This is a genomic window from Bacillus sp. FSL M7-1020 (assembly GCF_038050415.1).
Taxonomy (GTDB): Bacteria; Bacillota; Bacilli; order Bacillales; family Bacillaceae_G; genus Bacillus_A; species Bacillus_A toyonensis.
On sequence record NZ_JBBOTW010000001.1, the window covers coordinates 939,314 to 962,339 of the forward strand.

Sequence of the window (23,026 nt, forward strand, 5' to 3'; positions counted from 1 at the left end):
AACGTGTAGGACAACCTCTCTATCATTACGATAAAACAGCTTTAATTTTTTGGAATGCCCACTCTAAATCTTCTTCAGAGATTACTAGAGGTGGTGCGATACGAATTACATTTTCGTGTGTTTCTTTACATAACAGACCAGCTGCTTTTAGTTGTTCACAGTAAGGACGAGCTGGCTCGTTTAATTCGATACCGATGAATAAACCTTTACCGCGAACGTCAGTAATCATTGGGTTATCAATTTCTTTTAATTGCCCAACTAATTTTTCTCCTAATTGAAGAGAACGCTCTGTTAATTTTTCTTCTTCTAACACTTCAAGAGCTGCGATAGAAACAGCACATGCAAGTGGGTTACCACCGAATGTAGAACCGTGAGAACCTGGCTCGAATACACCTAAAATGTCGCGGTTTGCTGCAACGCAAGAGATTGGGAATACGCCGCCACCAAGTGCTTTACCAAGTATGTACATGTCAGGAGTTACATCGTCCCAGTCGCAAGCAAATACTTTACCAGTACGGCCTAAGCCTGTTTGGATTTCATCTGCTACAAATAAAACGTTTTCTTTTTTACATACTTCAAGAGCTTCTTTTAAGAAACCAGCTGGTGGAATGTTAATTCCTGCTTCACCTTGAATTGGCTCTAAAATGAATGCTGCTGTATTTGGTGTAATTGCAGCTTTTAACGCTTCTAAATCACCGTAAGGAATTACAATAATGCCAGGAAGCATTGGACCGAAGCCACGCTTGTACTCTTCGTTTGATGACATAGAAACAGCACCCATCGTACGTCCGTGGAAGTTATCTTCACAAACGATGATTTCAGCGCGGTTTGCTTCTACTTTTTTCACATCATAAGCCCAGCGGCGAGCTGTTTTAATTGCAGTTTCAACAGCTTCTGCACCTGTATTCATTGGAAGTACCATTTCTTTATTAGTTAGTTTCGCAACTTTTTCGTACCAAGGGCCTAATTGATCACTATGGAAAGCACGAGAAGTTAACGTAACACGATTAGCTTGGTCAATTAAAGCGTTAATAATTTTTGGGTGACGATGACCTTGGTTAACTGCAGAATATGCACTTAATAAGTCCATATAGCGATTTCCTTCAGGATCTTCTACCCAAACGCCTTCTGCTTTAGAAATAACGATTGGAAGTGGGTGATAGTTATTTGCTCCGTATGTGTCTGTAAGTTCGATAATATCCTTAGTTTGAATCATGATTGTTCCCCCTTTTGTTATTACAAGAAGTTTGTAAATACTCTAAATATTATATCATTTAAATGTAAAAAAGCGAAACATTTCCTGAAAATAAATGAACATGTTATCATATAGAGTGAAAAAGTGTGAAAAGAGGAGGTAGGGGATACGATGGTACATATGCATATTACAGCATGGGCGTTAGGTTTAATTTTATTCTTCGTTGCGTATTCACTTTATTCAGCAGGAAGAAAAGGGAAAGGTGTACATATGGGGCTTCGTCTTATGTACATTATCATTATTGTGACAGGTTTCATGTTGTACATGGGTATTATGAAGACTGCAACAAGTAACATGCACATGTGGTACGGTTTAAAAATGATAGCTGGTATTTTAGTTATCGGTGGAATGGAAATGGTTCTTGTGAAAATGAGCAAGAATAAGGCAACAGGGGCAGTTTGGGGATTATTTATTGTCGCACTAGTAGCGGTATTTTACCTTGGACTGAAATTACCGATTGGTTGGCAAGTATTCTAATAAAAAATAAAACCACCGTATCTCTCAAATGTTTGGGGGATACGGTGGCTTTTATTTTTATGTCGCATCGATATGCAACTCTTCTCCATTTACTTTCGTAAAACGGAAAATATTTTTATTTGAAGAAGAGTGACGAACGAAATGGTGCTGCAGTGTACAGATCATCTCTTCATTATCAAATAAAAGAATATTTACGCCCTCGCATGCTTCCTCTTTCGGTAAGAAGGATAAATAATTATGGCAATACATGCAATCATATAGAGAGTAATGAAGTGATTGCAATGATTCTGTTAATAACGCAAAAACAGAATCGGGTAATTCCTCAAGCCATTCATGATAGCTAAGGAGTAATTTTTTACGAATGCGTATCATTTCCCCGTTTTGGAGGGGGTGTTGTTCATTTGCGATTTGCAATATGTTTTGTTCATAAAAACGAGCTGGTAGCCAGTTGTTGTTATATAAAACCTCAAAGCCATCTTCGGCAATATCTTCTAATAAAAATGCTTCGTCATTTTCATCATCAAAGAATACCCATTCATTGTTTATATATTCTACATTACCGACTGAATGAGCACGAGGCTGGTTATATAAAATATGTTTACGTTGTATCATACACGATTTCTCCTTTATGAAAAGTAGTTATTCTTGTTATAGACAGTTCGCGCGTTCTTTATAACTAGACACATCCGGACATAGGTGGGCATACAATAAAACACGTTTTACTGAGTGAAATTACTATTCCGTATACGGATGGTAGGTTATCGTCAAGTTTGTCATTTTTTTGTATCCGCACTTTTAGAGTGGGGATTACTGCACGTTCAGGAAAAGTAATAAGATGGAAGGATGATTTATATGTGCGGGATTACAGGATGGGTGGATTATAAACGCTCATTAGAAGGAGAAAGGGCCGTCGTTATGAAGATGGCTGAGACGTTAGCGAAGCGTGGCCCAGATGATAATAAAGTTTGGATTAAGGGTAATGTCGCGTTTGGGCATAAACGGTTAATCGTTGTTGACCCTGAGGGTGGTAAACAGCCGATGACTTGTTTAAAGGATGAAGCGAATTATGCAATTTGCTATAACGGCGAACTTTATAACACGGAAGACATTCGAAAGGAACTTTTAAGAAGAGGATATACGTTCAAAGGTCATTCTGATACGGAAGTATTATTAGCATCGTATATTGAATGGAAAGAAGAATGTGTCGATCATTTAAACGGTATATATGCGTTTGCTGTATGGGACGAACGGAAAGAACAAGTATTTATTGCAAGAGATCGATTAGGTGTAAAACCGCTATTTTATAAATATGATAGTGGACGATTACTATTTGGCTCAGAGTTAAAAGCGATACTAGCGCATCCTGATGTGAAGGCTGAAGTAACGTTAGAAGGGTTATCAGAAATATTCGGCCTCGGACCATCTAGAACGCCTGGTCACGGTATTTATGCTGGTATAAAAGAATTACGACCGGGCCACGCAATGACATTTTCAAAAAATGGTTTATGTATATGGAGATATTGGAATGTAGAAAGCAAAAAACATGAAGATTCCTTTGAAGAAACAGTAGAGAAAACACGCTTTTTATTACAAGATGCTATTACAAGGCAACTCGTTTCTGATGTACCGTTATGCACTTTTTTATCAGGTGGTGTAGATTCAAGTGCTATAACAGCAATTGCCGCAAAAGAATATGAAAGATCAGGGAAAGGGCCATTACACACGTATTCTATTGACTATGAAGATAATGAAAAATATTTTAAAGCAAATGCATTCCAACCCAATTCAGATGCGCCGTTTATTAACTTAATGACTGAAACGTTTCAAACGACTCACCATCGTTGCGTCATTTCAAATGAACTGCTAGCAGAGTGTTTAACAGAAGCGGTGCTCGTTCGTGATTTGCCTGGTATGGCAGATATCGATTCCTCATTATTATGGTTTTGCCGCGAAATTAAACAAGACTTTGTCGTCGGTTTATCTGGAGAATGTGCAGATGAAATCTTCGGTGGGTATCCATGGTTTTATAGAGAAGATGATTTACAATCAAGTGCATTCCCATGGATGCGCTCTACAGAAGCACGTGAACAACTTCTGAAGAAAGAATGGAGAAGTAAATTAAATTTACAACAATATGTACAAAGGCGCTATGAAGAATCCATTCAAGAAGTTCCTATTTTAGAGGGAGAAAGCCCACTGGAAGCGAAGAGACGACAATTATTTTATTTAAACATGGTATGGTTTATGACAACATTATTAGACAGAAAAGACCGCATGAGTATGGGAGCAAGCTTAGAAGTGCGCGTTCCATTTGCGGACCACCGACTTGTCGAATATGCGTGGAATATTCCTTGGGAAATGAAAATGTATGAAAACCGCGAAAAAGGTCTATTGCGTAAAGCTTTAGAAGGGATACTTCCACATGACATTTTATATAGAAAGAAGAGTCCTTATCCGAAAACGCATAACCCGCATTATACAAAAGCGGTAACAGTATGGCTACAAGATTTATTAACGGATAAAGGCTCAATTTTGCATGAATTGTTTGATAAAGAGCAATTGAATGGATTAATCCACTCAGGCGGAAGTGCATTCCAAACACCTTGGTTCGGTCAATTAATGACTGGGCCGCAACTTCTAGCTCATTTAGCACAAATTCACGTTTGGTTTAAAGAGTATGGGGTAAATATTAAAGAATAGCAAAAAAGCGGCTTACATGTACGTGAGCCGCTTTTTTTATTAAATAAATTGTCATATAAAATTAAAAATCACCTTATAAATAATATTTATTTAGAATTATTATTTTGACGTACTTATTATTGCTTGTTATAATTGGAAACAAATGTTCTTGAAAAAGATTCTCATTTTCAAAAATTGAGGTGTGAAATAGATGGCAAAGAAAAAAATAGGTTTACTCGTAATGGCGTATGGAACGCCGGAGTCATTGGATGATGTAGAAGCGTATTATACACATATCCGTCATGGGCGTAAGCCAACAGAAGAAGCGCTCCAAGATTTAATCGGGCGTTATAAAGCAATTGGTGGAATATCACCGCTTGCGAAAATTACGAAAGAGCAAGCGCATAAATTAACGGATTCAATGAATAATATATTTACAGAGTATGAATTTACTTGTTACTTAGGATTAAAACATATTGCACCAGTTATAGAAGACGCAGTAGAAGAGATGAAGAAAGATGGGATTGAGCATGCGATTAGTATCGTATTAGCACCGCATTACTCTACATTCAGCATTAAAGCATATAATGAACGCGCGATTCGTCTTTCAGAAGACATTGGTGGCCCTGTTATTGAACCAATTGAAAAATGGTACGATGAACCGAAGTTTATTTCCTATTGGGCAGATCAAATAAAAGAAACGTTTACAAAAGTTAAAGATAAAGAAAAAGCAGTCGTAATTTTTTCGGCGCATAGTTTACCAGAGAAGATTATTGCAGCAGGTGACCCATACGTAGAGCAATTACGGCAAACAGCAGATTTAATTGCTACAGAAGCAGGTGTAAAGCACTATACAATTGGTTGGCAAAGTGCAGGAAATACACCAGACCCATGGATTGGACCAGATGTGCAAGATTTAACGAGAGATTTATTTGAAGAGCATGGATATGAATCTTTCGTATATTGCCCAGTTGGATTTGTGGCAGAGCATTTAGAAGTTTTATATGACAACGACTATGAATGTAAGGTTGTAACGGATGAATTAAACGCCCAATATTTTAGACCGAATATGCCAAATGCACAACCTGTATTTATTGATTGTTTAGCTGAAATTGTTTCCAAAAAAATGAAGGGAATAGTTGACAAAGATTTAGTTTTGAATAATAATTAGTTTATAATAATTTTAAATAAATAATAATTACTACGAAAGAAAGAGGAGGATCCCCAGATGAATCCAAATAATCGCTTAACAACAAACCAAGGTGCTCCAGTTGGAGATAATCAAAACTCTCGTACAGCTGGTCGCCGTGGACCGGTATTGTTAGAAGACTATCATTTAGTAGAAAAACTTGCACATTTTGATCGTGAACGTATTCCAGAGCGTGTTGTGCATGCGCGTGGTGCAGGTGCTCACGGTGTATTCGTAACGAAAAACAGCATGAAGCAATATACGAAAGCCGCATTTTTACAAAATGAAGGAACTGAAACGCCTGTATTTGTTCGTTTCTCAACGGTTATTCATGGTCAAGGTTCTCCGGAAACAGCTCGTGATCCACGTGGGTTCGCTGTTAAATTTTATACAGAAGAAGGAAATTACGATATCGTAGGTAACCACTTACCAGTCTTCTTCATTCGTGATGCAATTAAATTCCCTGATATGGTGCATTCTTTAAAACCAGCACCTGATACAAACATTCAAACGCCAGATCGTTACTGGGATTTCATGACGTTAAGTCCGGAATCTACACATATGATGACGTGGGTATTTTCTGATTACGGTACACCAGCGAGTTATCGTGAAATGGAAGGTTTCGGTGTCCATTCATTTAAATGGATTAATGCAGAAGGTAAAATCGTCTATATTAAATATCACTGGAAACCACAGCAAGGTGTACGTAACTTAAATGCAAAAGAAGTGCAAGAAGTGCAAGGGAAAGACTTCAACCATGCAACTCGTGACTTGTTCGATGCAATCGAAAAAGGAAATTATCCGAAGTGGGATTTACACGTACAAGTGATGCAACTAGATGAAACGGATTCTTTAGACTTTGATCCACTAGATCCAACGAAAGTATGGCCCGAAGATCGTTTCCCATTAATGGAAGTAGGAACAATGACGTTAAATCGTAATCCGAAAAACTTCTTCGCGGAAGTAGAACAAGTGGCGTTCTCTCCGAGTGCAACTGTAAATGGTATTGAACCATCTGAAGATAAATTATTACAAGGACGTTTATTCTCTTACCCAGATACACAGCGTTATCGCCTTGGTGCAAACTACTTACAAATTCCTGTAAACTGCCCATATGCAGCTGTTCATAACCAACAACGTGATGGTGCAATGCAAGTAAATCAAAACCCATCTACGGTAAACTACGAACCGAGCCGTCATACGGAAAATCCGGTTGAAGATCCAACTTACCGCGATTCAACTATGAAAGTAGAAGGCTACGTATCTCGTGAAAAAATTGAGAAACCAAATGACTTCAAACAAGCAGGGGAGCGTTACCGTTCATTTTCTAAAGAAGAGCAAGATAACTTAATTGCAAACTTAACAAACGACTTAAAAGACGTAAATGAGCGCACGAAATTATTAGCTGTTTGTAACTTCTTCCGTGCAGATCAAGAGTACGGTATGCGTTTAGCTCAAGCGTTAAATGTTGATATTACGCAATATGTAGGGAATGCTCCGAAATAAATAGAAAAAGACGACCGGTTTTCGGTCGTCTTTTTATGTGTAAAATAAGCTTTACACGGGGTATTTTTCGTTTTCATCATGTCGGAATTTGTTGGTAAATCGATATTTTGTGTCGAAACGTCGATATAATGAAAGAATCGCTGATATATTTAAAAAATCGTCGATATATCCGAATAATCGCTGATATATTCATGAATATACCAACTAGGGTATACCACCGACAGTATAATAAAAAGAGATGCAATCTACTAGTAGTAGATTGCATCTCTTTTTTAATTCACTCGCTCAGTATACTCATAAGCCTTCTCACCGTGCATCGAAATATCAAGTCCCATATGTTCTTCGTGCTCATCTACCCGAACAGGGAGGAAGTAGTTGATCGCTTTAATAATGGCGTATGTCATTATAATTGTGAATGCATATGTTGCTCCGATTGCGACAAGTTGTTTAAATAGTAAAGCTGCGTTTCCGTAAAACAGACCGTTAGCGCCATCACCGTTTACAGTAGTAGTTGCGAAAAGTCCAGTTGCAATACCGCCCCAAGTTCCTCCGATGCCGTGACATCCGAATGCATCAAGTGTATCGTCGTACCCAAATTTCGTTTTCAAGAAGAAGACAGCACCGAAACATAATACGCCCCCGATTGCTCCGATAAGAAGGGCGGAGAAAGGTGTAACAAATCCGCAAGCTGGCGTAATTGCGACTAAACCGGAAACAACCCCGCAAGCAGCTCCCATCGCAGTCGGTTTCGATTGGAAGAACCATTCAGATAGCATCCAAGTTAGAGCAGAGGCAGCGGCGGCTATATTTGTATTAATAAATGCAGTTAAAGCGACGTCGTTTAATGATAATGCACTCCCGACGTTAAAACCGAACCACCCGAACCATAGTAAACCTGCACCTAACATCGTAAATGGTAAATGGTGAGGAGAGGTACCGTTTATGTTTTTTCGTTTTCCGAGGAAAATCGCTAATACAAGACCAGCAACACCAGAAGTGATATGAACGACATTACCACCGGCGAAGTCTAACGCGCCAAGTTCTCTTAGCCATCCGCCAACGCCCCATACCCAATGAGCGACGGGATTGTAAACGAGTGTTGTCCATAGAAGAATAAAAATAAGAAAGGCAGAAAAACGCATTCTTTCAGCGAATGCACCTGAAATTAAAGCTGGAGTTAAAATAGCGAACATGAGTTGGAACATCATAAATAAATTGTGAGGAATAGTAGATGAGTAGTCTGGATTTGGTGCGTAGGTAACTCCGTTTAAGCCGAACCAATCGAGATTGCCTATAAGTCCGTGCCAATCTGGTCCGAAAGATAAAGAATAACCGATTACAATCCACTGAATTGAGACGATAGCCATTGCGCTGTAGCTGTGCATCGTTGTGCTCAATACATTTTTACTACGAACCATGCCTCCGTAAAAAAGTGCTAATCCTGGTGTCATTAACATGACCATTACTGTCGTTATAAACATAAAAACTGTATCTCCCGTATTCATTCAATCCCCTCCTATAATGTTAGAAAATATTACATTATTTGTTATGTTTCATATCATATTCGAAATTGAGGTGAAAATCAACTGAATTTTTAGAAAATTTTATTAATCATGTAAGAAAGTCTAACATTATGTATTTTTGAAGGAATGAAATCAGCGTATGCGATTTGCTTGGATAATTGGTATAATATTCTTACAATTAAAAAACTTGGGGGATGCGTGTGGAAAAAATATGGACTAGGAACCTATTCATTTGTTTTTGTTTAGCTGTCGTTTTGTTTGTACCAATACATACTTTTGCAGATGAAAAAAGAGAGTGGCGAGATGAAGTCATATATTCGATTATGATTGATCGCTTCAATAATGGAGAACCGAAAAATGACAAGCAGTTAGACGTTGGTAATTTAGAAGGTTATCAGGGCGGAGATATAAGAGGGATTATAAAAAGGCTGGATTATATAAAAGAAATGGGTTTTACGACTGTTATGCTTTCGCCGCTTTTTGAAAGTGGACAGTATGATGGATTAGACGTGCGAAATTTTCAAAAAGTAAATGAACATTTCGGAACAGAAAATGATGTGAAAGAGCTTGTAAAAGAAGCTCACGAAAAAGGAATGAAAGTTGTATTTCAATTTCCATTTGGAGAAAACGAACAACAAGTAATCGACTCGATGAAATGGTGGGTAAAAGAAGTCGATTTAGATGGAAGTTATGTAATACATAGTGAAAAAAAGCCGCGTTCTTTCTGGGGTGACGTTCAAAAGGATATGCAAGTGATAAAGAAAGATTTTCGTATTATGACAAAAGAAGATAGTGAATACAATGAAAAAATAGTAGAATCGTTTTCCGAAGCGGATGTATCGGTGAAATCGTTATATGATGTGAGTAAAAAAGAAGAGGAGTTTGTTACGTTTTTAGATAATCAAGAAACAAAAAGGTTTGCACGTATCGCAAAAGAAAATATGTATTATCCGCCATCACGTTTGAAACTAGCTCTTACCTATTTATTAACATCACCAGGGATTCCGAATTTTTATTACGGAACTGAAATCGCATTAGATGGAGGAAGCGTACCGGATAATCGCCGATTAATGGATTTTAAATCAGATGAAAAGTTTATGCAGCACATAACAAAGCTTGGCGAACTTAGACAAATGAGACCATCTTTACGACGTGGTACGTTTGAACTTTTATATGATAAAGATGGAATGAGTATATTAAAACGAAAGTACAAAGATGAAGTAACATTAGTAGCAATTAATAATACGAAAGAAACACAAAAAGTTTCCTTACCTGCAAGTGCAATTGGTGAAAAACAACAGTTAAGAGGATTGTTAGAAGACGAAATTATAAGAGAAGAAAACGGGAAGTTCTATCTCGTTTTAAAGCGTGAAGAATCGAATGTGTATACTGTTAGTAAAGAAACAGGTGTGAATTGGTTATTTATCTCCTTAATCGTCGGTGTGAACGTATTATTTATTGCGTTTTTAATTGCGGTTAAAAGGAAACGTAGATGAGGTGAGATATTTGCAGAAAAAGAAGTTGCTCGCTCTATGTTCATGTCTTCTTATCGTATTTGTAAGTTTGTATTTTGGGGACATCGGTGACGATAGGGAATTTGTTCGGTGGGGTGATAGTATTCATTCTGTTGACACAGCAGCTCTTAAGAAAAATAATATTCAATACAAAATCGAAAATGATAAAGTATATATTCCGAAAAAATCATTTGATAAAGCGATATGGTGCTGCTCTTAATAAATACAAAAACTCCTCTAATTAAGAGGAGTTTTCTTTTTAGCGATAGTTAATGAATTGTACGTCAATCGGTAAGTCAGCACTGCGAACGGCTACGATTACTGCTTGTAAGTCATCACGGCTTTTCGCTGTAACACGTACTTGATCATCTTGTACTTGTGTTTTCACTTTTAATTTCATTTCTTTAATGATGTTGTTAATTTTTTTCGCGTTATCTTTATCGATACCTTGTTGTAACGTTGCGCGTTGGCGAACAGTGTTACCAGTCGCAGCTTCCACTTTTCCATAGTCCAAGTTTTTAATTGGAACGTTACGTTTTACAAGTTTAGAAATTAAAACGTCTTTTACTTGGTCTAATTTGAACTCGTCGTCAGAAGTTAAAACAAGTACTTCTTTTTCTAGTTTAATATCACTTTTACTTCCTTTAAAGTCATATCGGTTTTGGATTTCCTTTAATGCGATGTTAATTGCGTTTGTTACTTCAGGTAATTCTACTTTCGAAACGATGTCAAAAGAACTATCTTTTGCCATAGTTAGCACCTCCAAATAAATTTCTAATCTTTTTATGTACTGTACATACTAAAGTATAGCTGAAAACGAGCTTAGACTTAAGTGTTTTCATACTGATATTCATGTAACCTCACTTTATTATAGTGAATTTTGGGCAGTTGGACAAATAAAGGAAAAATCGTGTTATAATTAACTTTTGTTTGGAATGATAAAAAAGATAACTTTATATATATAGAAGGGAATTAAAAAATATGTATTTGCAATTAGGATCGATTGAACAGGTAACTGTTTTACGCGAAACGGAAATCGGATATATGGTTGGGAATGAAGAGGAAGAAATTTTCCTACATAAAAACGAAGTAGCTGGAGAAATTGAAGAAGGCGATACAATTGATGTATTCTTATACCTTGATCACCAAAATCGTATTTCAGCAACAATGAAGGAGCCAATTATTACAACACATGATTGGAATTGGGTAAAGGTTGTAGAAGTTATTCCTAGTTTAGGTGTGTTTGTTGATATTGGTGTATCAAAAGATATACTAATTCCACTTGATGAGTTCCCGATTTATATGCCAGTATGGCCAGAAGTAGGCGACGAATTATATTGTACGTTAAAATTAACGAATCGTGATCGTTTAATCGCTCTTCCAGCAAGAGACAGTGATATGCAAGAAATTATCGTAGATGCGACGCCATCTATGCGTAATAAAAACGTCAATGGACGTGTGTATCGTTCACTTCAAGTTGGTTCATTCATACTAACTGATGAGCATTTCCGTGCTTTCTTACACCATACAGAAAGAAAAGAACAAGTCCGCATCGGTGAGCGTGTAACAGGTCGTATTATTGACGTGAAAGATGACGGTACAATCAACATTTCACTTCTTCCTCGTAAAGAAGAAGGAATGGAAGATGATGCTGCAGTAATTTATGAATATATGGAAGAAAGAGGCGGAGCAATGCCGTTTTGGGATAAGAGCCACCCAGAAGACATTAAAGAACGTTTCAATATGAGTAAAGCTGCGTTTAAGCGGGCGCTTGGTAAAATGATGAAAGAAGAAAAGATTTACCAAGAAGAAGGTTGGACTTACTTTAAGAAATAAAGTGAATGAAAAAGAACTATTTTTTCTCTAAATTTTTAAGAGAAAAAATAGTTCTTTTTTTATTATAAAGTAGATAAAAAGTAAATAAGGTGTAATAAAACGTTTAATCTACAAATATTTTACTGTATTTATAAGGAAAAAAGAATATAAAATAGTAAATTGCCGGAAGATATACATTTTTAGAAAAAAAGACACAATATTGTCATTTTTATATTGAAGTCCCTCAGAAAATTCTTTAAATTGTTAATTGTAAGAATGAAAACAGATGAGAACGGCCACGTACGTACGTATATCGCACCGAATGATGCTAGTGCAACGTAGAATTATGATCAAACAGGGAAACTATCGGATTTAGCTATTGTAACAACAAAGCAAATGCTACTATTAGAGAAATATGAGTATGATAAAACAGGAAACCGTACGAAGATTAAACATGAAAGTTCTGATGGGAAAATAACGGAAACAAATTACGTATACGATCCAATTAATCAATTATTAAAAGAATCTACACCAAATGGAACAGTTAGAGACTACAGGTATGATGGATTTGGCAATCGTACGTGTGTGAAAGTAACAGAGAATGGAAAAGAGACGAAATCAGTAATCGCAACATTTAACAAAGGAAATCAACTTCTAAAATTCGGAAACGAATCGTTAACGTATGACGCAAATGGTAACCGTACATCAGATGGGAAATACACATACACATGAGACGAAGCAGACCAACTTGTTGCTGTAACGAAAAAAGGGGAGGGCAAACCGTTCGCAACATATAAATACGACAACGAAAACCGTCGTATTGAAAAGAACGTAAACGGACAAGTAACCCGTTACTTCTACGACGGTGACAGCATTAACCCGCTATACGAAACAGGCGGGAACGGAAAAGTCCTCCGTCAATACGTTTACAACAAAGGCGGTGTCCGCCTAGCAATGAAAATCCAAGATCAATCGGTATACTACCACTACAACCCGCGCGGTGACGTAATAGCAATGACCGACAAAGATGGACAAATAGTCGCAAGCTATGAATATGATGCATGGGGTAACGTCCTAAAGAGCGAAGCGAAAGGAATCGCAGCGGCCAATCCATTCGGATATAAGGAGAAAATATGGATAAATATATTGAAATACACAAACCTGCAACAGAAAATAACGAATATTTTCTAGTGTTAGATGAACATGATAATTTTGAATTGGTTATCAACGATTAATAGATATATAGTTGATGTTGATACAAGCATGGAACAATTTATGGAAACAATGATGTCGAAATTTCATTTATATCTTTTAGTGGATTGTGAAGGGGTTCAAGAAGAATTAACAAAGGTGCAAAATTATATTTGGGAAAAAGAATTAAAAGAGTTAAACTGGAAAAAGTCGACCGTAAAGAGCGCAATTTTAATAAAACAGAATGATCCTGCAACTGATATTTTCGATGTGATTTCTCCTGTATGTATGGAGGGAAGCCTCATGTTCCTTTTCTCTGAAAAGGAAGTAAACGAAAATGAATTAGAGAGTATTATAAAACATATAAAATTTGATCGGACAAGAGTATATTTCAATAAAGAAACAATTGAACTGGCGGGGGGAATGGGTTATATAGTAGGGCATTTTGAAGATGAGTATTATATAGTATCTTTACGTTCGGAAAAGCAAGTATTTGTTTGCTTTGCAGAAGAATGTATCATAGGCTAGAATACAAGCAATAAAACATGAAATAAAAAAAGCACAGTCTTATCTTTTTAAATAAGACCGTGCTTTTTTTAGTTTCCCCGCTCAAATATAAGAGAAAATGTATCGTTTAATTCACTATCATTTATTTTAATATTTGCCTTTTTTAATTCGTCTTGTAATAGTTTTTGACTGAATGTAGGGTCAGCGATACGTTCTTCTTCTAAGTTTTTACGAATGGAGTCTTTCACTTCATCGTAAGGCTTTAAATCCTTTTTATCAGTTAATTTAATAATGTGATAGCCGTTCGTTGATTTGACGGGATTGCTAATTTCGCCAACTTTTAATTTGTAGGCAGCTGTTTCAAATTCAGGCGCCATTGTACCTGAATTAAAGTATCCGAGGTCTCCGCCTTTTTCTTTTGATAGTAGATCTTGTGATTCTTGTTTTGCTAATTCTTCAAATGAAGCACCAGCGTCTAGTTTTTTCTTTATTTCTTTCGCTGCATTTTCATCGCTTACTAAAATGTGACTCGCTTTAATTTCTGGTTTATAGTGGTCTTTCACGTCTTTTTCTGTAACGCTTTTCTTAACGGCTTCATGCAGAGCGAGTTTGAACTTCATTTGATTTTTGAAATCAGCCTCATCTTTTAAACGATTGTTTTCTAAAAATCCTTTGAATTGGTCTCCAAATTGATTTTTTACTTTTTGGACCTCGTTATCTACATCATCGTCAGATACTTTATATTTTTTTGTAATAACGTCGTATGCCATCATTTCGTATAGCATGTCTTTTCCGTAACGATCTTTCAATTGTTTTTCGAAGTCGCTCTTCGTAATGGTTGAGTCTGTTGCTGTAGCGACTGTAGCTGATCCATTCTTTTGTCCGCAAGCAGAAAGCATTAATATACTTATTAGTGCAGTAATAATGAAAATATGTTTCCCTCTCATGCTAACACCTCATCCGAATATGTTATCGCTATTGTAGAATATAGAAGTGAACATGAAGTGAATTTTTAATGTTTTTTCCTGTGAAATGTAAAAAAAGTACATCAACAATTATGTTGATGTACGATGGGATCAAAGGTGATCAGTCTTCTTGGAATATGCGCGCTTGCCCTGCTGAATATTTTTTTGCTCTTGCTCATTTTTTTGCGTGCGTTTTGCATTATTATCGCGAGCTTTTTTGTCGTTATCACTCGTATGTGGCATATGTATCAACTCCATTTCTAAACGTTGTACGTTTATCATTTCCTTTTTCGTAAAGACTATGTATAGCGGTGCATTTATGAAGGGTAAAGGTGGATTAGAGATGGATTTGAAGTTGAATTATACCGAACTTATTAAGAAATTAATCGTTGTAATTATCGCAGGTTTATTAAATGCGATTGGAATGAATTTGTTTTTAACACCAGCGAAAGTGTACGCGAGTGGCTTTGCTGGATTGTCTCAATTACTATCACAAATATTAGGTGATTTTTTATCTATTCATATATCTACAGGGGTGTTGTTTAGTTTATTTAATATTCCTGTCGTTATTTTAGCGTGGAAAAAGGTTGGGAAGGCTTTTACGTTTTTTAGTTTTCTATGCGTTATATTTATGACCTTGTTTTTAGAAATTATCCCAGTTCGAGCGGTTTCGAACGATATTATACTAAATGCAATTTTTGGCGGCATTATTTCAGCGATTGGGGTAGGGGTTGCATTAAAATGGGGTGCTTCTACAGGTGGTTTAGATATCATTGCGATGATTTTATCTAAGATAAAAGATAAACCTGTCGGTACATACTTTTTCTTTTTTAATGCAATTATTATTATCGCTGCGGGTTATGTATATGGGTGGGAGAAAGCGTTATATACGTTAGTAACTTTATATGTATCAACGAGAATTATTGATGCCATCCATACTCGCCATGTGAAAATAACAGCGTTAATCGTTACGAAAAATGGTGCAGACGTACGAAAGGCGATTCACTCACGATTAGTGAGAGGGATTACAACTATACCTGCAACAGGTGCTTACACAAATGAAAATAAGGAAATGTTAATGATGGTTATTACTCGTTACGAGTTGTACGAATTAGAAAGGGTTATTAAACAAGTAGACCCAGGTGCGTTCACAAATATACTGCAAACGGTCGGGGTATTCGGATTGTTTCGAAAAGATTAAAGAGGACCAAAGCTGGTCCTCTTTTTTAATGCAAATTCGTAATGTTTTGCAACTGCTCCTGCATCTCGCGTAGCTGAACTTTCTCAGCAGTTGAAGAGTTTGCGTAAGCGGATTGCAAAGCGTTTTTTGCTGTATATACGAGATCTTGTTGTTCAGCGCCGCTTGAACAAGATACGGCATTTGCAACAGCATCTCTAGCTTGTTGGAATAGTAAGTTCCCCATTTAAACCCCTCCAAAAGAAGAGTTACTTCTCGCTTTTTCTGCCTCAGCTAATGTACCTCTGTACGGGAATCTTGCATCATGCTTCATAACAGCATCGGCTCCTTGTTGGATAAAACGTTTTGATTTGTTCTTTTTACCCATTCGAAAAACCCCCTTTATTTAGCTGAAAACAATTGACGCGTTAACTCGGCGTCTAATTATAGTATGAGCGTTTGGCGAGAAACTATAAGCAGGGAATTTTTAGATTACAATCCAAGAACCTCTTCTAAATATAGAGCGATGCCATCTTCTTCATTTGTTAATGTCGTATGATTGGCGAGTGATTTTAATTCAGGTATTGCATTACCCATTGCGATACCGTGACCAGCAAATTCAATCATTTCAAAATCATTATCTTCATCACCGAAAGCGATAATGCGCTCTTTTGGAATGTTGTAATGACTAGAAATTTTTTGCAATCCGACCGCTTTATTTAATCCACTTTTTACAATTTCAATAATTGGCCAAGGTGCGCCCCATTTTCTATGATCGATCACTTCAGCGTGCATATCAGTTAAATGTTGACGAATTGCAACGGAATGATCATCGTGTGCGTCAATTAATAAACAAGTCGGATGGTCGTTTAAAATATTTAATAAATCTCCTGTGAAAATCTTTGGAGAACCAAATTCGAAAATGTGTTTTTTATCTTCATCAATTTCACGAACGTACACATCATCCATCACTTCAGCGTATATATTTTTTACGCCGAAATCAAAGCAAGCTCGGACAATTTCTTGGGCTGTTGCTAGCTCAAGTGGAGAGTGATGTGTGCCCCAATTTGAATCAAGAGGGTGATGCACGTAAGCACCATTAAAGTTTACAATCGGTGTATTAAGATTAAGTTCTTTATAATAATCAAAACTAGCACGGAATGGACGTCCTGTTGAAATGACGACGATATGCCCTTGTTCCTTTGCTTTTGTAATTGTCTGTTTCGTTCGAGTGGAAATTATTTTGTTGTCTGTTAATAAAGTGCCGTCTAAGTCTAATGCGATTAAATGTTGTTTACTCATAATTTCACCTCTTATAATAATTTTTTTGTATCTATCTGTATTTCCGTTTTTAATATGCAGAAATAAGAGGTTAGACTGGGTGAGACCACCATAGATGGAAAGTTCACTATATATCCATCTTACGTCGCAAAGTACGGTGGTGTCTACTATTTCTCGTTGGAAATCAAGAAAAGTCAATATTTTTTTAGAAAGTTCAAACAATGTTTCTTTCATTATGTACAAATTGTGAAAAGGGTTACATTGCCCGTATGAGGAGGCTTATAATAAACATGTAATCTTCTCGTATATGTTTGACTCTCCTTTGAAGCTAGCCTACAGGTAGGTTGGTTTCTTTTTTTTCTACAAGTAAGGAAGTAATCCCTGCTTAAGCTTGTGTAATTATATATATTGTAAATCGGTGAACTGTAGTACTTGTTTCCTAAACATGACAGAAAAGCTTTCTTTTAAAATGGATATACTAATGAGGCAAGACGTCATGGAAGGAGAATGAAGATGGGACAAAATCGCAGGTTTCGTTCTGGACAAAAAGCGCCAAATGATGGCGTTTACGTAGAAATTGGTGAAACGGGAAGTATGGTAAAAAATCCGCAAATGGTACAATTAAATGCCGGTGAAAAGTTTCCAGATAACACGAATCATAACCGTCAGTGGACATATAAAAGAAAACCGTAACAGAAGCCGCAATCTTTATTGCGGCTTTTTTTTGTTACATAATATAATTTCATTTACTGTACTTTTTTAAGTAGCATAATGAATGCTCCCTTTTTCTTTTTCCAATAATAAGTTTGAAAATACATAGGCAAATTTATTGTATAAAAAAGTAAGTTGGCGTATAATCAAATCAAAGGTCAAAGAAAGTCAAACTTTTGGAGGGCTGTAAAGATGGACTTAAATCAAATGACAACGAAAACACAAGAGGCGATTATGAGTGCCCAATCTTTAGCGGTATCTCATCATCACCAAGAGGTGGATACTGTTCATCTATTACTTGCATTATTAGAGGAGCAAGATGGATTAGCAGTACGTATATTTCAAAAAATGAATGTTGATATAGAAGCATTGAAGCAAGATGTAGAAAATGTAATTAAAAAGAAACCTTCTGTAACGGGAAGCGGAGCAGAAGTTGGGAAATTGTATATAACAAGCAATCTGCAGCAACTGCTTGTAAGAGCAGGGAAAGAAGCAGAAAAACTGCAGGATGATTACATTTCAGTAGAACATGTATTGCTTGCTTTTTCTGAAGAAAAAGGCGATATCAATCATTTATTTACAAGATTGCATATTACGAAAGATAACTTATTACAGTCTTTAATGACAGTTCGGGGGAATCAAAGAGTGACTAGTCAAAATCCAGAAGCAACTTATGAAGCGTTAGAAAAATATGGCCGTGATTTAGTGGCGGAAGTGAGAGCAGGGAAAATTGATCCTGTTATCGGACGAGATAGTGAAATTCGCCGCGTTATTCGCATTCTTTCACGTAAAACGAAAAACAACCCTGTTTTAATTGGTGAGCCAGGTGTTGGTAAAACAGCAATTGTTGAAGGATTAGCACAGCGTATCGTGAAAAAAGATGTACCAGAAGGGTTAAAAGATAGAACAATCTTTGCATTAGATATGAGTGCACTTGTAGCCGGAGCAAAATTCCGTGGTGAATTTGAAGAGCGCCTGCAAGCTGTATTAAATGAAATTAAAAAGAGTGAAGGCCGTATTTTATTATTCATTGATGAACTTCATACAATCGTCGGTGCTGGTAAAACAGAAGGTGCGATGGACGCAGGGAATATGTTAAAACCGATGCTTGCTCGTGGTGAACTGCATTGTATCGGGGCAACGACATTAGATGAATATCGTAAATATATTGAGAAAGACCCAGCGTTAGAAAGACGTTTCCAACAAGTATTAGCAGAGGAACCGACTGTTGAAGATACAATCTCCATTTTACGTGGTTTAAAAGAGCGTTTTGAAATTTATCACGGTGTAAATATTCATGACCGCGCGATTGTAGCAGCATCTGTTTTATCAGATCGATATATTTCAGATCGCTTCTTACCGGATAAAGCAATTGACCTTGTTGACGAAGCGTGCGCAACAATTCGTACAGAAATTGATTCTATGCCAACAGAATTAGATGAAGTAACGCGCCGTATTATGCAGCTGGAAATTGAAGAAGCCGCTCTTGGAAAAGAGAAGGACTTTGGTAGCCAAGAACGTCTAAAAACATTGCAACGTGAATTATCGGATTTAAAAGAAGTTGCAAGTAGCATGAGAGCGAAATGGGAGAAAGAAAAAGAAGATATTCACAAAGTTCGTGACTTACGTGAACATTTAGAGCGTCTGCGCCGTGAATTAGAAGAAGCAGAAGGTAATTACGATTTAAATAAAGCAGCTGAACTTCGTCACGGAAAAATTCCTGCAATTGAAAAAGAATTAAAAGAAGCGGAAGAAATGAGCGCACATAATAAACAAGAAAATCGTTTATTACGCGAGGAAGTCAGTGAAGAAGAAATTGCTGATATCGTTTCACGCTGGACTGGTATTCCTGTCGCAAAACTCGTTGAGGGTGAACGTGAGAAATTACTACGCTTAGAGCAAATTTTATCAGAGCGTGTCATCGGACAAGAGGAAGCGGTAAGTTTAGTATCAGACGCAGTTCTTCGTGCACGCGCTGGTATTAAAGACCCGAACCGTCCAATTGGTTCCTTCATTTTCTTAGGACCGACAGGTGTTGGTAAAACAGAACTTGCAAAAACGTTAGCGCAGTCTTTATTCGATAGTGAAGAGCAAATGATTCGTATCGACATGTCTGAGTACATGGAGAAACATGCTGTGTCACGCTTAATTGGTGCACCTCCTGGATATGTTGGATATGAAGAGGGCGGTCAATTAACGGAAGCAGTAAGACGTAAACCGTATTCCGTTATTTTGTTAGACGAAATCGAAAAAGCGCATCCAGAAGTATTCAACATTTTATTACAAATGTTAGATGATGGACGCATTACAGATTCGCAAGGACGTACAGTAGACTTTAAAAACACGGTTATTATTATGACTTCAAATATTGGATCTGCTCATTTATTAGATGGATTAGAAGCAGATGGTTCCATTAAAGAGGAATCAAGAGAACTTGTCATGGGACAATTAAGAGGACATTTCCGACCAGAGTTTTTAAATCGTGTCGATGAAATTATTTTATTCAAGCCTCTTACAACGAATGAAATTAAAGGTATTGTTGATAAAATTGTAAAAGAATTACAAGGTCGTTTAGCTGACCGTCATATTACGGTAGAATTAACGGATTCTGCAAAAGAATTTGTTGTAGAAGCTGGCTTTGATCCGATGTACGGAGCTCGTCCATTAAAACGATACGTACAGCGTCAAGTGGAAACGAAATTAGCGAGAGAATTAATTGCAGGCACAATTACGGATAATAGTCACGTAGTTGTTGATGTAGAAAATAACGAATTAGTTGTTCATGTGAAATGAAAATAAAAAAGAGTTCGGATAAAATCCGGACTCTTTTTAGTGTTGTTCTACTGGCTCGTTTGGAATTGCAGCTGAAATCGCTAATACTAATACCGCAAGAACAACTGAGAAAATAGACGCTTGGTTAAAATCGTATGTACCGCCAGTCATAGAGCCGATTACGTAGCTCATCATATGTACAAGCGCGAACGACCAAATTAATGCCCAAATGAAACGCATATTTTACACCTCTATTCGTTCAATCTGTCCTTATTGTAACACAATTGAAAAAAGAATATAGAAAAATATTTGTAGATTTTTCAACGCAAATTTGCATTACGTTCATACATTATAAAAGAGTGGTTTTATACGTTTAGAAAATAAGGCGGGGGAAAAATGAGTATTACGGAACGTTTTTTTTACTTAGAAAAAGAACCATGTGTCATTTATTTACCGGAGAAGCCAAATGGGTTTTCAGTTATGCTCCTCGGTGATTACAACTACTTTATTGAGAATGGTACAAGTTTATGGACACAGCATGCGGGAAGATCTTATTTTTTACATGGCCTTATTGAGGAAGGCTACACGGTCTTTTCTTCTAATTTATATGGAAGACACTGGGGGAATGACCAATCTGTTCGTCTAGCGAAACGTTTATATGATGTTGTTTTGAGAAAAGAGACATTAAATACGAAAATGCACATTATGGCAGATGGTATGGGTGCGCTTGTAGCGCTTGAGATGATGAACAAATACCCTGAAAGTATACGTTCTGTCATTATGTTAAATCCGTGTTTAGATTTGCCAGAATATGTGGAGTTCGAAAAAGAGCATAAGTTTTTTTACAAAAGATTAGTGAAGGAATTAAGTTTGGCGTACGATTCCAAAGAAGAAGAATTAGAATCAAAAATAAATAAGAAATCTTTTACGCTTCTTCCGTCTTGTGTACCTGTTAAAATTTTCGTATCAACACAAGAAAAAAGAGGAAGAAAACAGTTGTTACGTAAATACGAGAAAATGAGGCAATTCAATCAATGTGATACTTCTGTCTTATTCCATCTCCAAGATGTGAAATATAAAATGGTTAGACAAACAACGGATTTCTTTAAAAAATATGAAGAAGAATTGTGAGGCTCCCATATACATAAATGAGGAGCTATTTGTTTCAAGGGGAAAGGGTTGGTGGTATGGAACGCGTGCTGATTATAGGTGCACTTACGTTTGTAGGTTATCACCTTGTGAATAAAATGATTGCAGAAGAAGTAGAAGTGTATGGTCTTGATTTTGATGAATATGATAGTATGACAAAAATTAATGAAGAGAAGTTATTGTTAATTGGGCGAAACGCTTTATTTACGTACTATCCAATAAGAGATGAAGATGGATGGAGATCAGTAGAGGAAGAGAATTTCGATGCAGTATACTTTTGTTTGTGTGAACCAAACCAGCAAAGTGGCTTTCGGAATGAAAGAGTCATATTACAATATTTAAAGCGGATTATAAAAATGTGTGAAGAAAATAAAGTAAAGCTAAATCTAATTTCTTCTATTGAGGTAGGATGCACAGGGGAATCCGAAAATAAACGCCTATTTTCGAAAGTAGAAGAAGGGTTAAAAAAAGGGGAATTACAATATAGTGTATTTCGAGTTCCTACATTATATGGTCCGTGGCAACCATCCTTTATGATGTATCATCAGCTCATTTTATCAGAACTGGATGAGAAAGAGTGCCGTTGTACGAGTGAGGAAAAAGGAAGCGATTTACTTTACATTGAAGATGTATGCGAATACTTATGGGGAAATGGAACGAACGGAGAGCATCTCGGTATATACAATTTACTTAGTGGTAAACGGTCGTTATGGGAAAAAGGGATGAATCTTTTACGTGCAGATGATAAAGTGAATAAAAATAATAAGGAAGAAAGAGATGAAGCGGCCGAGGATATTCCGATAAAAAGAAATACCCCGTTAGAATACGGTTTAAATAAACAATTGGCACATATGAAAAAATATAAAGAGTTATACGAAGGATAGTGCACGTGTTACACTATTGTATGGATTATGAATTGAAAGTTTTAAAGGAGAGGAAGAGTATAATATGAACGAAAAAAGCATGCAATTTTTACAAATCGCAATGAAGCATTTACCAGAGGCAAAGGCAATTTTAGATTCGAATGGAATTGAGCTTGATATGGAGAAGGCACAACCAGTGTTAGAGTTATTAATGAAAGTTATGAATGAAGCATATGAGCTTGGGAAAGCAGACAAAGAATAAAACCCTTCTTTTTGAGGGGAGAGAGGCTCGAACCGTGAGTAGAAGCGGTTCGGGTCTTTTTATATTTCGAGCGAAGTAAGGGGAAGAATAGTGGAAGGTATGTTTTCGTTGTTTTTACTGAAAAATAAAGAGAATAAAACGCTAGCTTTCTGTTTTAGCTGAAATATATTCTAGACAAAAGTAAATTTAT

Annotated in this window: 23 protein-coding genes and 2 pseudogenes; 15 read left to right on the plus strand and 10 right to left on the minus strand. The window is 36.6% G+C overall.

The window, feature by feature from the left end:
* Window positions 1-25: 25 nt before the first annotated feature.
* Entirely contained in the window at window positions 26-1,216 is a 1,191-nt protein-coding gene (rocD, locus tag MHB70_RS04835) for an ornithine aminotransferase (RefSeq protein WP_000616647.1), read from the minus strand.
* A 150-nt stretch (window positions 1,217-1,366) separates the two neighbouring features.
* Between rocD and MHB70_RS04840 the strand changes: the two genes are divergently transcribed.
* On the plus strand, window positions 1,367-1,732 hold the full coding sequence (locus MHB70_RS04840; protein ID WP_000233490.1) for a YisL family protein: 366 nt from the start codon (window positions 1,367-1,369) through the stop codon (window positions 1,730-1,732).
* A gap of 57 nt (window positions 1,733-1,789) precedes the next feature.
* Here the strand turns inward: MHB70_RS04840 and MHB70_RS04845 are convergent, their stop codons facing one another.
* Entirely contained in the window at window positions 1,790-2,344 is a 555-nt protein-coding gene (locus tag MHB70_RS04845; RefSeq protein ID WP_000616037.1) for a DUF2777 domain-containing protein, read from the minus strand.
* Between the two features lie 240 nt (window positions 2,345-2,584).
* Between MHB70_RS04845 and asnB the strand changes: the two genes are divergently transcribed.
* From asnB to katB, 3 genes are all read left to right on the plus strand, one after another.
* Window positions 2,585-4,432, plus strand: coding sequence for an asparagine synthase (glutamine-hydrolyzing) (gene asnB / locus MHB70_RS04850; RefSeq protein ID WP_000333956.1), 1,848 nt, complete (start codon window positions 2,585-2,587; stop codon window positions 4,430-4,432).
* A 190-nt stretch (window positions 4,433-4,622) separates the two neighbouring features.
* Complete coding sequence (gene hemH / locus MHB70_RS04855) at window positions 4,623-5,582, plus strand: ferrochelatase (protein WP_061529372.1); 960 nt, start codon at window positions 4,623-4,625, stop codon at window positions 5,580-5,582.
* A 57-nt stretch (window positions 5,583-5,639) separates the two neighbouring features.
* A complete protein-coding gene (katB, locus tag MHB70_RS04860) occupies window positions 5,640-7,106 on the plus strand; it encodes a catalase KatB (protein ID WP_001069169.1) in 1,467 nt (488 codons plus the stop codon).
* Window positions 7,107-7,378: 272 nt separating this feature from the next.
* Here the strand turns inward: katB and MHB70_RS04865 are convergent, their stop codons facing one another.
* On the minus strand, window positions 7,379-8,611 hold the full coding sequence (locus MHB70_RS04865; RefSeq protein ID WP_001091643.1) for an ammonium transporter: 1,233 nt from the start codon (window positions 8,609-8,611) through the stop codon (window positions 7,379-7,381).
* A gap of 218 nt (window positions 8,612-8,829) precedes the next feature.
* Here MHB70_RS04865 and MHB70_RS04870 point away from each other — a divergent pair, with 218 nt between their 5' ends.
* Together MHB70_RS04870 and MHB70_RS04875 are read left to right on the plus strand one after the other, a co-directional pair.
* The gene (locus MHB70_RS04870) at window positions 8,830-10,125 is read left to right on the plus strand and encodes an alpha-amylase family glycosyl hydrolase (protein ID WP_000412001.1); all 1,296 of its coding nucleotides are present in this window, start codon (window positions 8,830-8,832) and stop codon (window positions 10,123-10,125) included.
* A gap of 10 nt (window positions 10,126-10,135) precedes the next feature.
* Entirely contained in the window at window positions 10,136-10,363 is a 228-nt protein-coding gene (locus MHB70_RS04875) for a hypothetical protein (protein ID WP_001169968.1), read from the plus strand.
* A 39-nt stretch (window positions 10,364-10,402) separates the two neighbouring features.
* Here the strand turns inward: MHB70_RS04875 and MHB70_RS04880 are convergent, their stop codons facing one another.
* The gene (locus tag MHB70_RS04880) at window positions 10,403-10,894 is read right to left on the minus strand and encodes a YajQ family cyclic di-GMP-binding protein (RefSeq protein ID WP_001040147.1); all 492 of its coding nucleotides are present in this window, start codon (window positions 10,892-10,894) and stop codon (window positions 10,403-10,405) included.
* 230 nt (window positions 10,895-11,124) lie between these two features.
* Between MHB70_RS04880 and MHB70_RS04885 the strand changes: the two genes are divergently transcribed.
* The 3 genes and pseudogenes from MHB70_RS04885 (at window position 11,125) to MHB70_RS04895 (ending at window position 13,677) form a co-directional block, all read left to right on the plus strand.
* Window positions 11,125-11,979, plus strand: coding sequence for a CvfB family protein (locus MHB70_RS04885; protein ID WP_000281281.1), 855 nt, complete (start codon window positions 11,125-11,127; stop codon window positions 11,977-11,979).
* 252 nt (window positions 11,980-12,231) lie between these two features.
* Window positions 12,232-13,080 (plus strand): annotated as a pseudogene (locus MHB70_RS04890) (RHS repeat domain-containing protein); the annotation flags it as partial.
* Between the two features lie 11 nt (window positions 13,081-13,091).
* Window positions 13,092-13,677 (plus strand): annotated as a pseudogene (locus tag MHB70_RS04895) (hypothetical protein).
* Between the two features lie 68 nt (window positions 13,678-13,745).
* Here the strand turns inward: MHB70_RS04895 and prsA are convergent.
* On the minus strand, window positions 13,746-14,603 hold the full coding sequence (gene prsA / locus MHB70_RS04900; RefSeq protein ID WP_001214219.1) for a peptidylprolyl isomerase PrsA: 858 nt from the start codon (window positions 14,601-14,603) through the stop codon (window positions 13,746-13,748).
* 129 nt (window positions 14,604-14,732) lie between these two features.
* The gene (locus MHB70_RS04905; RefSeq protein ID WP_001120851.1) at window positions 14,733-14,864 is read right to left on the minus strand and encodes a DUF3941 domain-containing protein; all 132 of its coding nucleotides are present in this window, start codon (window positions 14,862-14,864) and stop codon (window positions 14,733-14,735) included.
* A 100-nt stretch (window positions 14,865-14,964) separates the two neighbouring features.
* Between MHB70_RS04905 and MHB70_RS04910 the strand changes: the two genes are divergently transcribed.
* On the plus strand, window positions 14,965-15,822 hold the full coding sequence (locus MHB70_RS04910) for a YitT family protein (RefSeq protein ID WP_000364440.1): 858 nt from the start codon (window positions 14,965-14,967) through the stop codon (window positions 15,820-15,822).
* Between the two features lie 25 nt (window positions 15,823-15,847).
* Here the strand turns inward: MHB70_RS04910 and MHB70_RS04915 are convergent, their stop codons facing one another.
* The 3 genes from MHB70_RS04915 to MHB70_RS04925 form a co-directional block, all read right to left on the minus strand.
* The gene (locus MHB70_RS04915) at window positions 15,848-16,045 is read right to left on the minus strand and encodes a DUF3813 domain-containing protein (RefSeq protein ID WP_000527396.1); all 198 of its coding nucleotides are present in this window, start codon (window positions 16,043-16,045) and stop codon (window positions 15,848-15,850) included.
* Window positions 16,046-16,186, minus strand: a complete 141-nt coding sequence (locus MHB70_RS04920; RefSeq protein ID WP_000516816.1) for a hypothetical protein — start codon at window positions 16,184-16,186, stop codon at window positions 16,046-16,048.
* A 104-nt stretch (window positions 16,187-16,290) separates the two neighbouring features.
* Entirely contained in the window at window positions 16,291-17,100 is an 810-nt protein-coding gene (locus MHB70_RS04925; protein WP_000043171.1) for a Cof-type HAD-IIB family hydrolase, read from the minus strand.
* A 492-nt stretch (window positions 17,101-17,592) separates the two neighbouring features.
* Here MHB70_RS04925 and MHB70_RS04930 point away from each other — a divergent pair, with 492 nt between their 5' ends.
* Together MHB70_RS04930 and clpB are read left to right on the plus strand one after the other, a co-directional pair.
* The gene (locus MHB70_RS04930; protein ID WP_002093816.1) at window positions 17,593-17,772 is read left to right on the plus strand and encodes a YjzC family protein; all 180 of its coding nucleotides are present in this window, start codon (window positions 17,593-17,595) and stop codon (window positions 17,770-17,772) included.
* A 210-nt stretch (window positions 17,773-17,982) separates the two neighbouring features.
* Window positions 17,983-20,583: an ATP-dependent chaperone ClpB gene (gene clpB / locus MHB70_RS04935; RefSeq protein ID WP_000365397.1), complete on the plus strand. Its 2,601-nt coding sequence runs from the start codon at window positions 17,983-17,985 to the stop codon at window positions 20,581-20,583.
* A gap of 36 nt (window positions 20,584-20,619) precedes the next feature.
* Here the strand turns inward: clpB and MHB70_RS04940 are convergent, their stop codons facing one another.
* The gene (locus tag MHB70_RS04940; RefSeq protein WP_001211112.1) at window positions 20,620-20,802 is read right to left on the minus strand and encodes a YjzD family protein; all 183 of its coding nucleotides are present in this window, start codon (window positions 20,800-20,802) and stop codon (window positions 20,620-20,622) included.
* A gap of 156 nt (window positions 20,803-20,958) precedes the next feature.
* Here MHB70_RS04940 and MHB70_RS04945 point away from each other — a divergent pair, with 156 nt between their 5' ends.
* From MHB70_RS04945 to MHB70_RS04955, 3 genes are all read left to right on the plus strand, one after another.
* Entirely contained in the window at window positions 20,959-21,693 is a 735-nt protein-coding gene (locus MHB70_RS04945) for a hypothetical protein (protein ID WP_000028709.1), read from the plus strand.
* A gap of 29 nt (window positions 21,694-21,722) precedes the next feature.
* On the plus strand, window positions 21,723-22,595 hold the full coding sequence (locus MHB70_RS04950) for an NAD-dependent epimerase/dehydratase family protein (protein ID WP_000486174.1): 873 nt from the start codon (window positions 21,723-21,725) through the stop codon (window positions 22,593-22,595).
* A gap of 64 nt (window positions 22,596-22,659) precedes the next feature.
* Window positions 22,660-22,836, plus strand: coding sequence for a ComZ family protein (locus MHB70_RS04955; RefSeq protein WP_001003338.1), 177 nt, complete (start codon window positions 22,660-22,662; stop codon window positions 22,834-22,836).
* The last annotated feature ends 190 nt before the right edge of the window (window positions 22,837-23,026 follow it).

What these genes read in the sequence shown, in the direction of transcription:
- rocD (WP_000616647.1), bottom strand. Translation starts at nt 1,216, where the DNA reads ATGATTCAAACTAAGGATATTATCGAACTTACAGACACATACGGAGCA.
- MHB70_RS04840 (WP_000233490.1), top strand. Translation starts at nt 1,367, where the DNA reads ATGGTACATATGCATATTACAGCATGGGCGTTAGGTTTAATTTTATTC.
- MHB70_RS04845 (WP_000616037.1), bottom strand. Translation starts at nt 2,344, where the DNA reads ATGATACAACGTAAACATATTTTATATAACCAGCCTCGTGCTCATTCA.
- asnB (WP_000333956.1), top strand. Translation starts at nt 2,585, where the DNA reads ATGTGCGGGATTACAGGATGGGTGGATTATAAACGCTCATTAGAAGGA.
- hemH (WP_061529372.1), top strand. Translation starts at nt 4,623, where the DNA reads ATGGCAAAGAAAAAAATAGGTTTACTCGTAATGGCGTATGGAACGCCG.
- katB (WP_001069169.1), top strand. Translation starts at nt 5,640, where the DNA reads ATGAATCCAAATAATCGCTTAACAACAAACCAAGGTGCTCCAGTTGGA.
- MHB70_RS04865 (WP_001091643.1), bottom strand. Translation starts at nt 8,611, where the DNA reads ATGAATACGGGAGATACAGTTTTTATGTTTATAACGACAGTAATGGTC.
- MHB70_RS04880 (WP_001040147.1), bottom strand. Translation starts at nt 10,894, where the DNA reads ATGGCAAAAGATAGTTCTTTTGACATCGTTTCGAAAGTAGAATTACCT.
- MHB70_RS04885 (WP_000281281.1), top strand. Translation starts at nt 11,125, where the DNA reads ATGTATTTGCAATTAGGATCGATTGAACAGGTAACTGTTTTACGCGAA.
- prsA (WP_001214219.1), bottom strand. Translation starts at nt 14,603, where the DNA reads ATGAGAGGGAAACATATTTTCATTATTACTGCACTAATAAGTATATTA.
- MHB70_RS04905 (WP_001120851.1), bottom strand. Translation starts at nt 14,864, where the DNA reads ATGCCACATACGAGTGATAACGACAAAAAAGCTCGCGATAATAATGCA.
- MHB70_RS04910 (WP_000364440.1), top strand. Translation starts at nt 14,965, where the DNA reads ATGGATTTGAAGTTGAATTATACCGAACTTATTAAGAAATTAATCGTT.
- MHB70_RS04915 (WP_000527396.1), bottom strand. Translation starts at nt 16,045, where the DNA reads ATGGGGAACTTACTATTCCAACAAGCTAGAGATGCTGTTGCAAATGCC.
- MHB70_RS04920 (WP_000516816.1), bottom strand. Translation starts at nt 16,186, where the DNA reads ATGGGTAAAAAGAACAAATCAAAACGTTTTATCCAACAAGGAGCCGAT.
- MHB70_RS04925 (WP_000043171.1), bottom strand. Translation starts at nt 17,100, where the DNA reads ATGAGTAAACAACATTTAATCGCATTAGACTTAGACGGCACTTTATTA.
- MHB70_RS04930 (WP_002093816.1), top strand. Translation starts at nt 17,593, where the DNA reads ATGGGACAAAATCGCAGGTTTCGTTCTGGACAAAAAGCGCCAAATGAT.
- clpB (WP_000365397.1), top strand. Translation starts at nt 17,983, where the DNA reads ATGGACTTAAATCAAATGACAACGAAAACACAAGAGGCGATTATGAGT.
- MHB70_RS04940 (WP_001211112.1), bottom strand. Translation starts at nt 20,802, where the DNA reads ATGCGTTTCATTTGGGCATTAATTTGGTCGTTCGCGCTTGTACATATG.
- MHB70_RS04945 (WP_000028709.1), top strand. Translation starts at nt 20,959, where the DNA reads ATGAGTATTACGGAACGTTTTTTTTACTTAGAAAAAGAACCATGTGTC.
- MHB70_RS04955 (WP_001003338.1), top strand. Translation starts at nt 22,660, where the DNA reads ATGAACGAAAAAAGCATGCAATTTTTACAAATCGCAATGAAGCATTTA.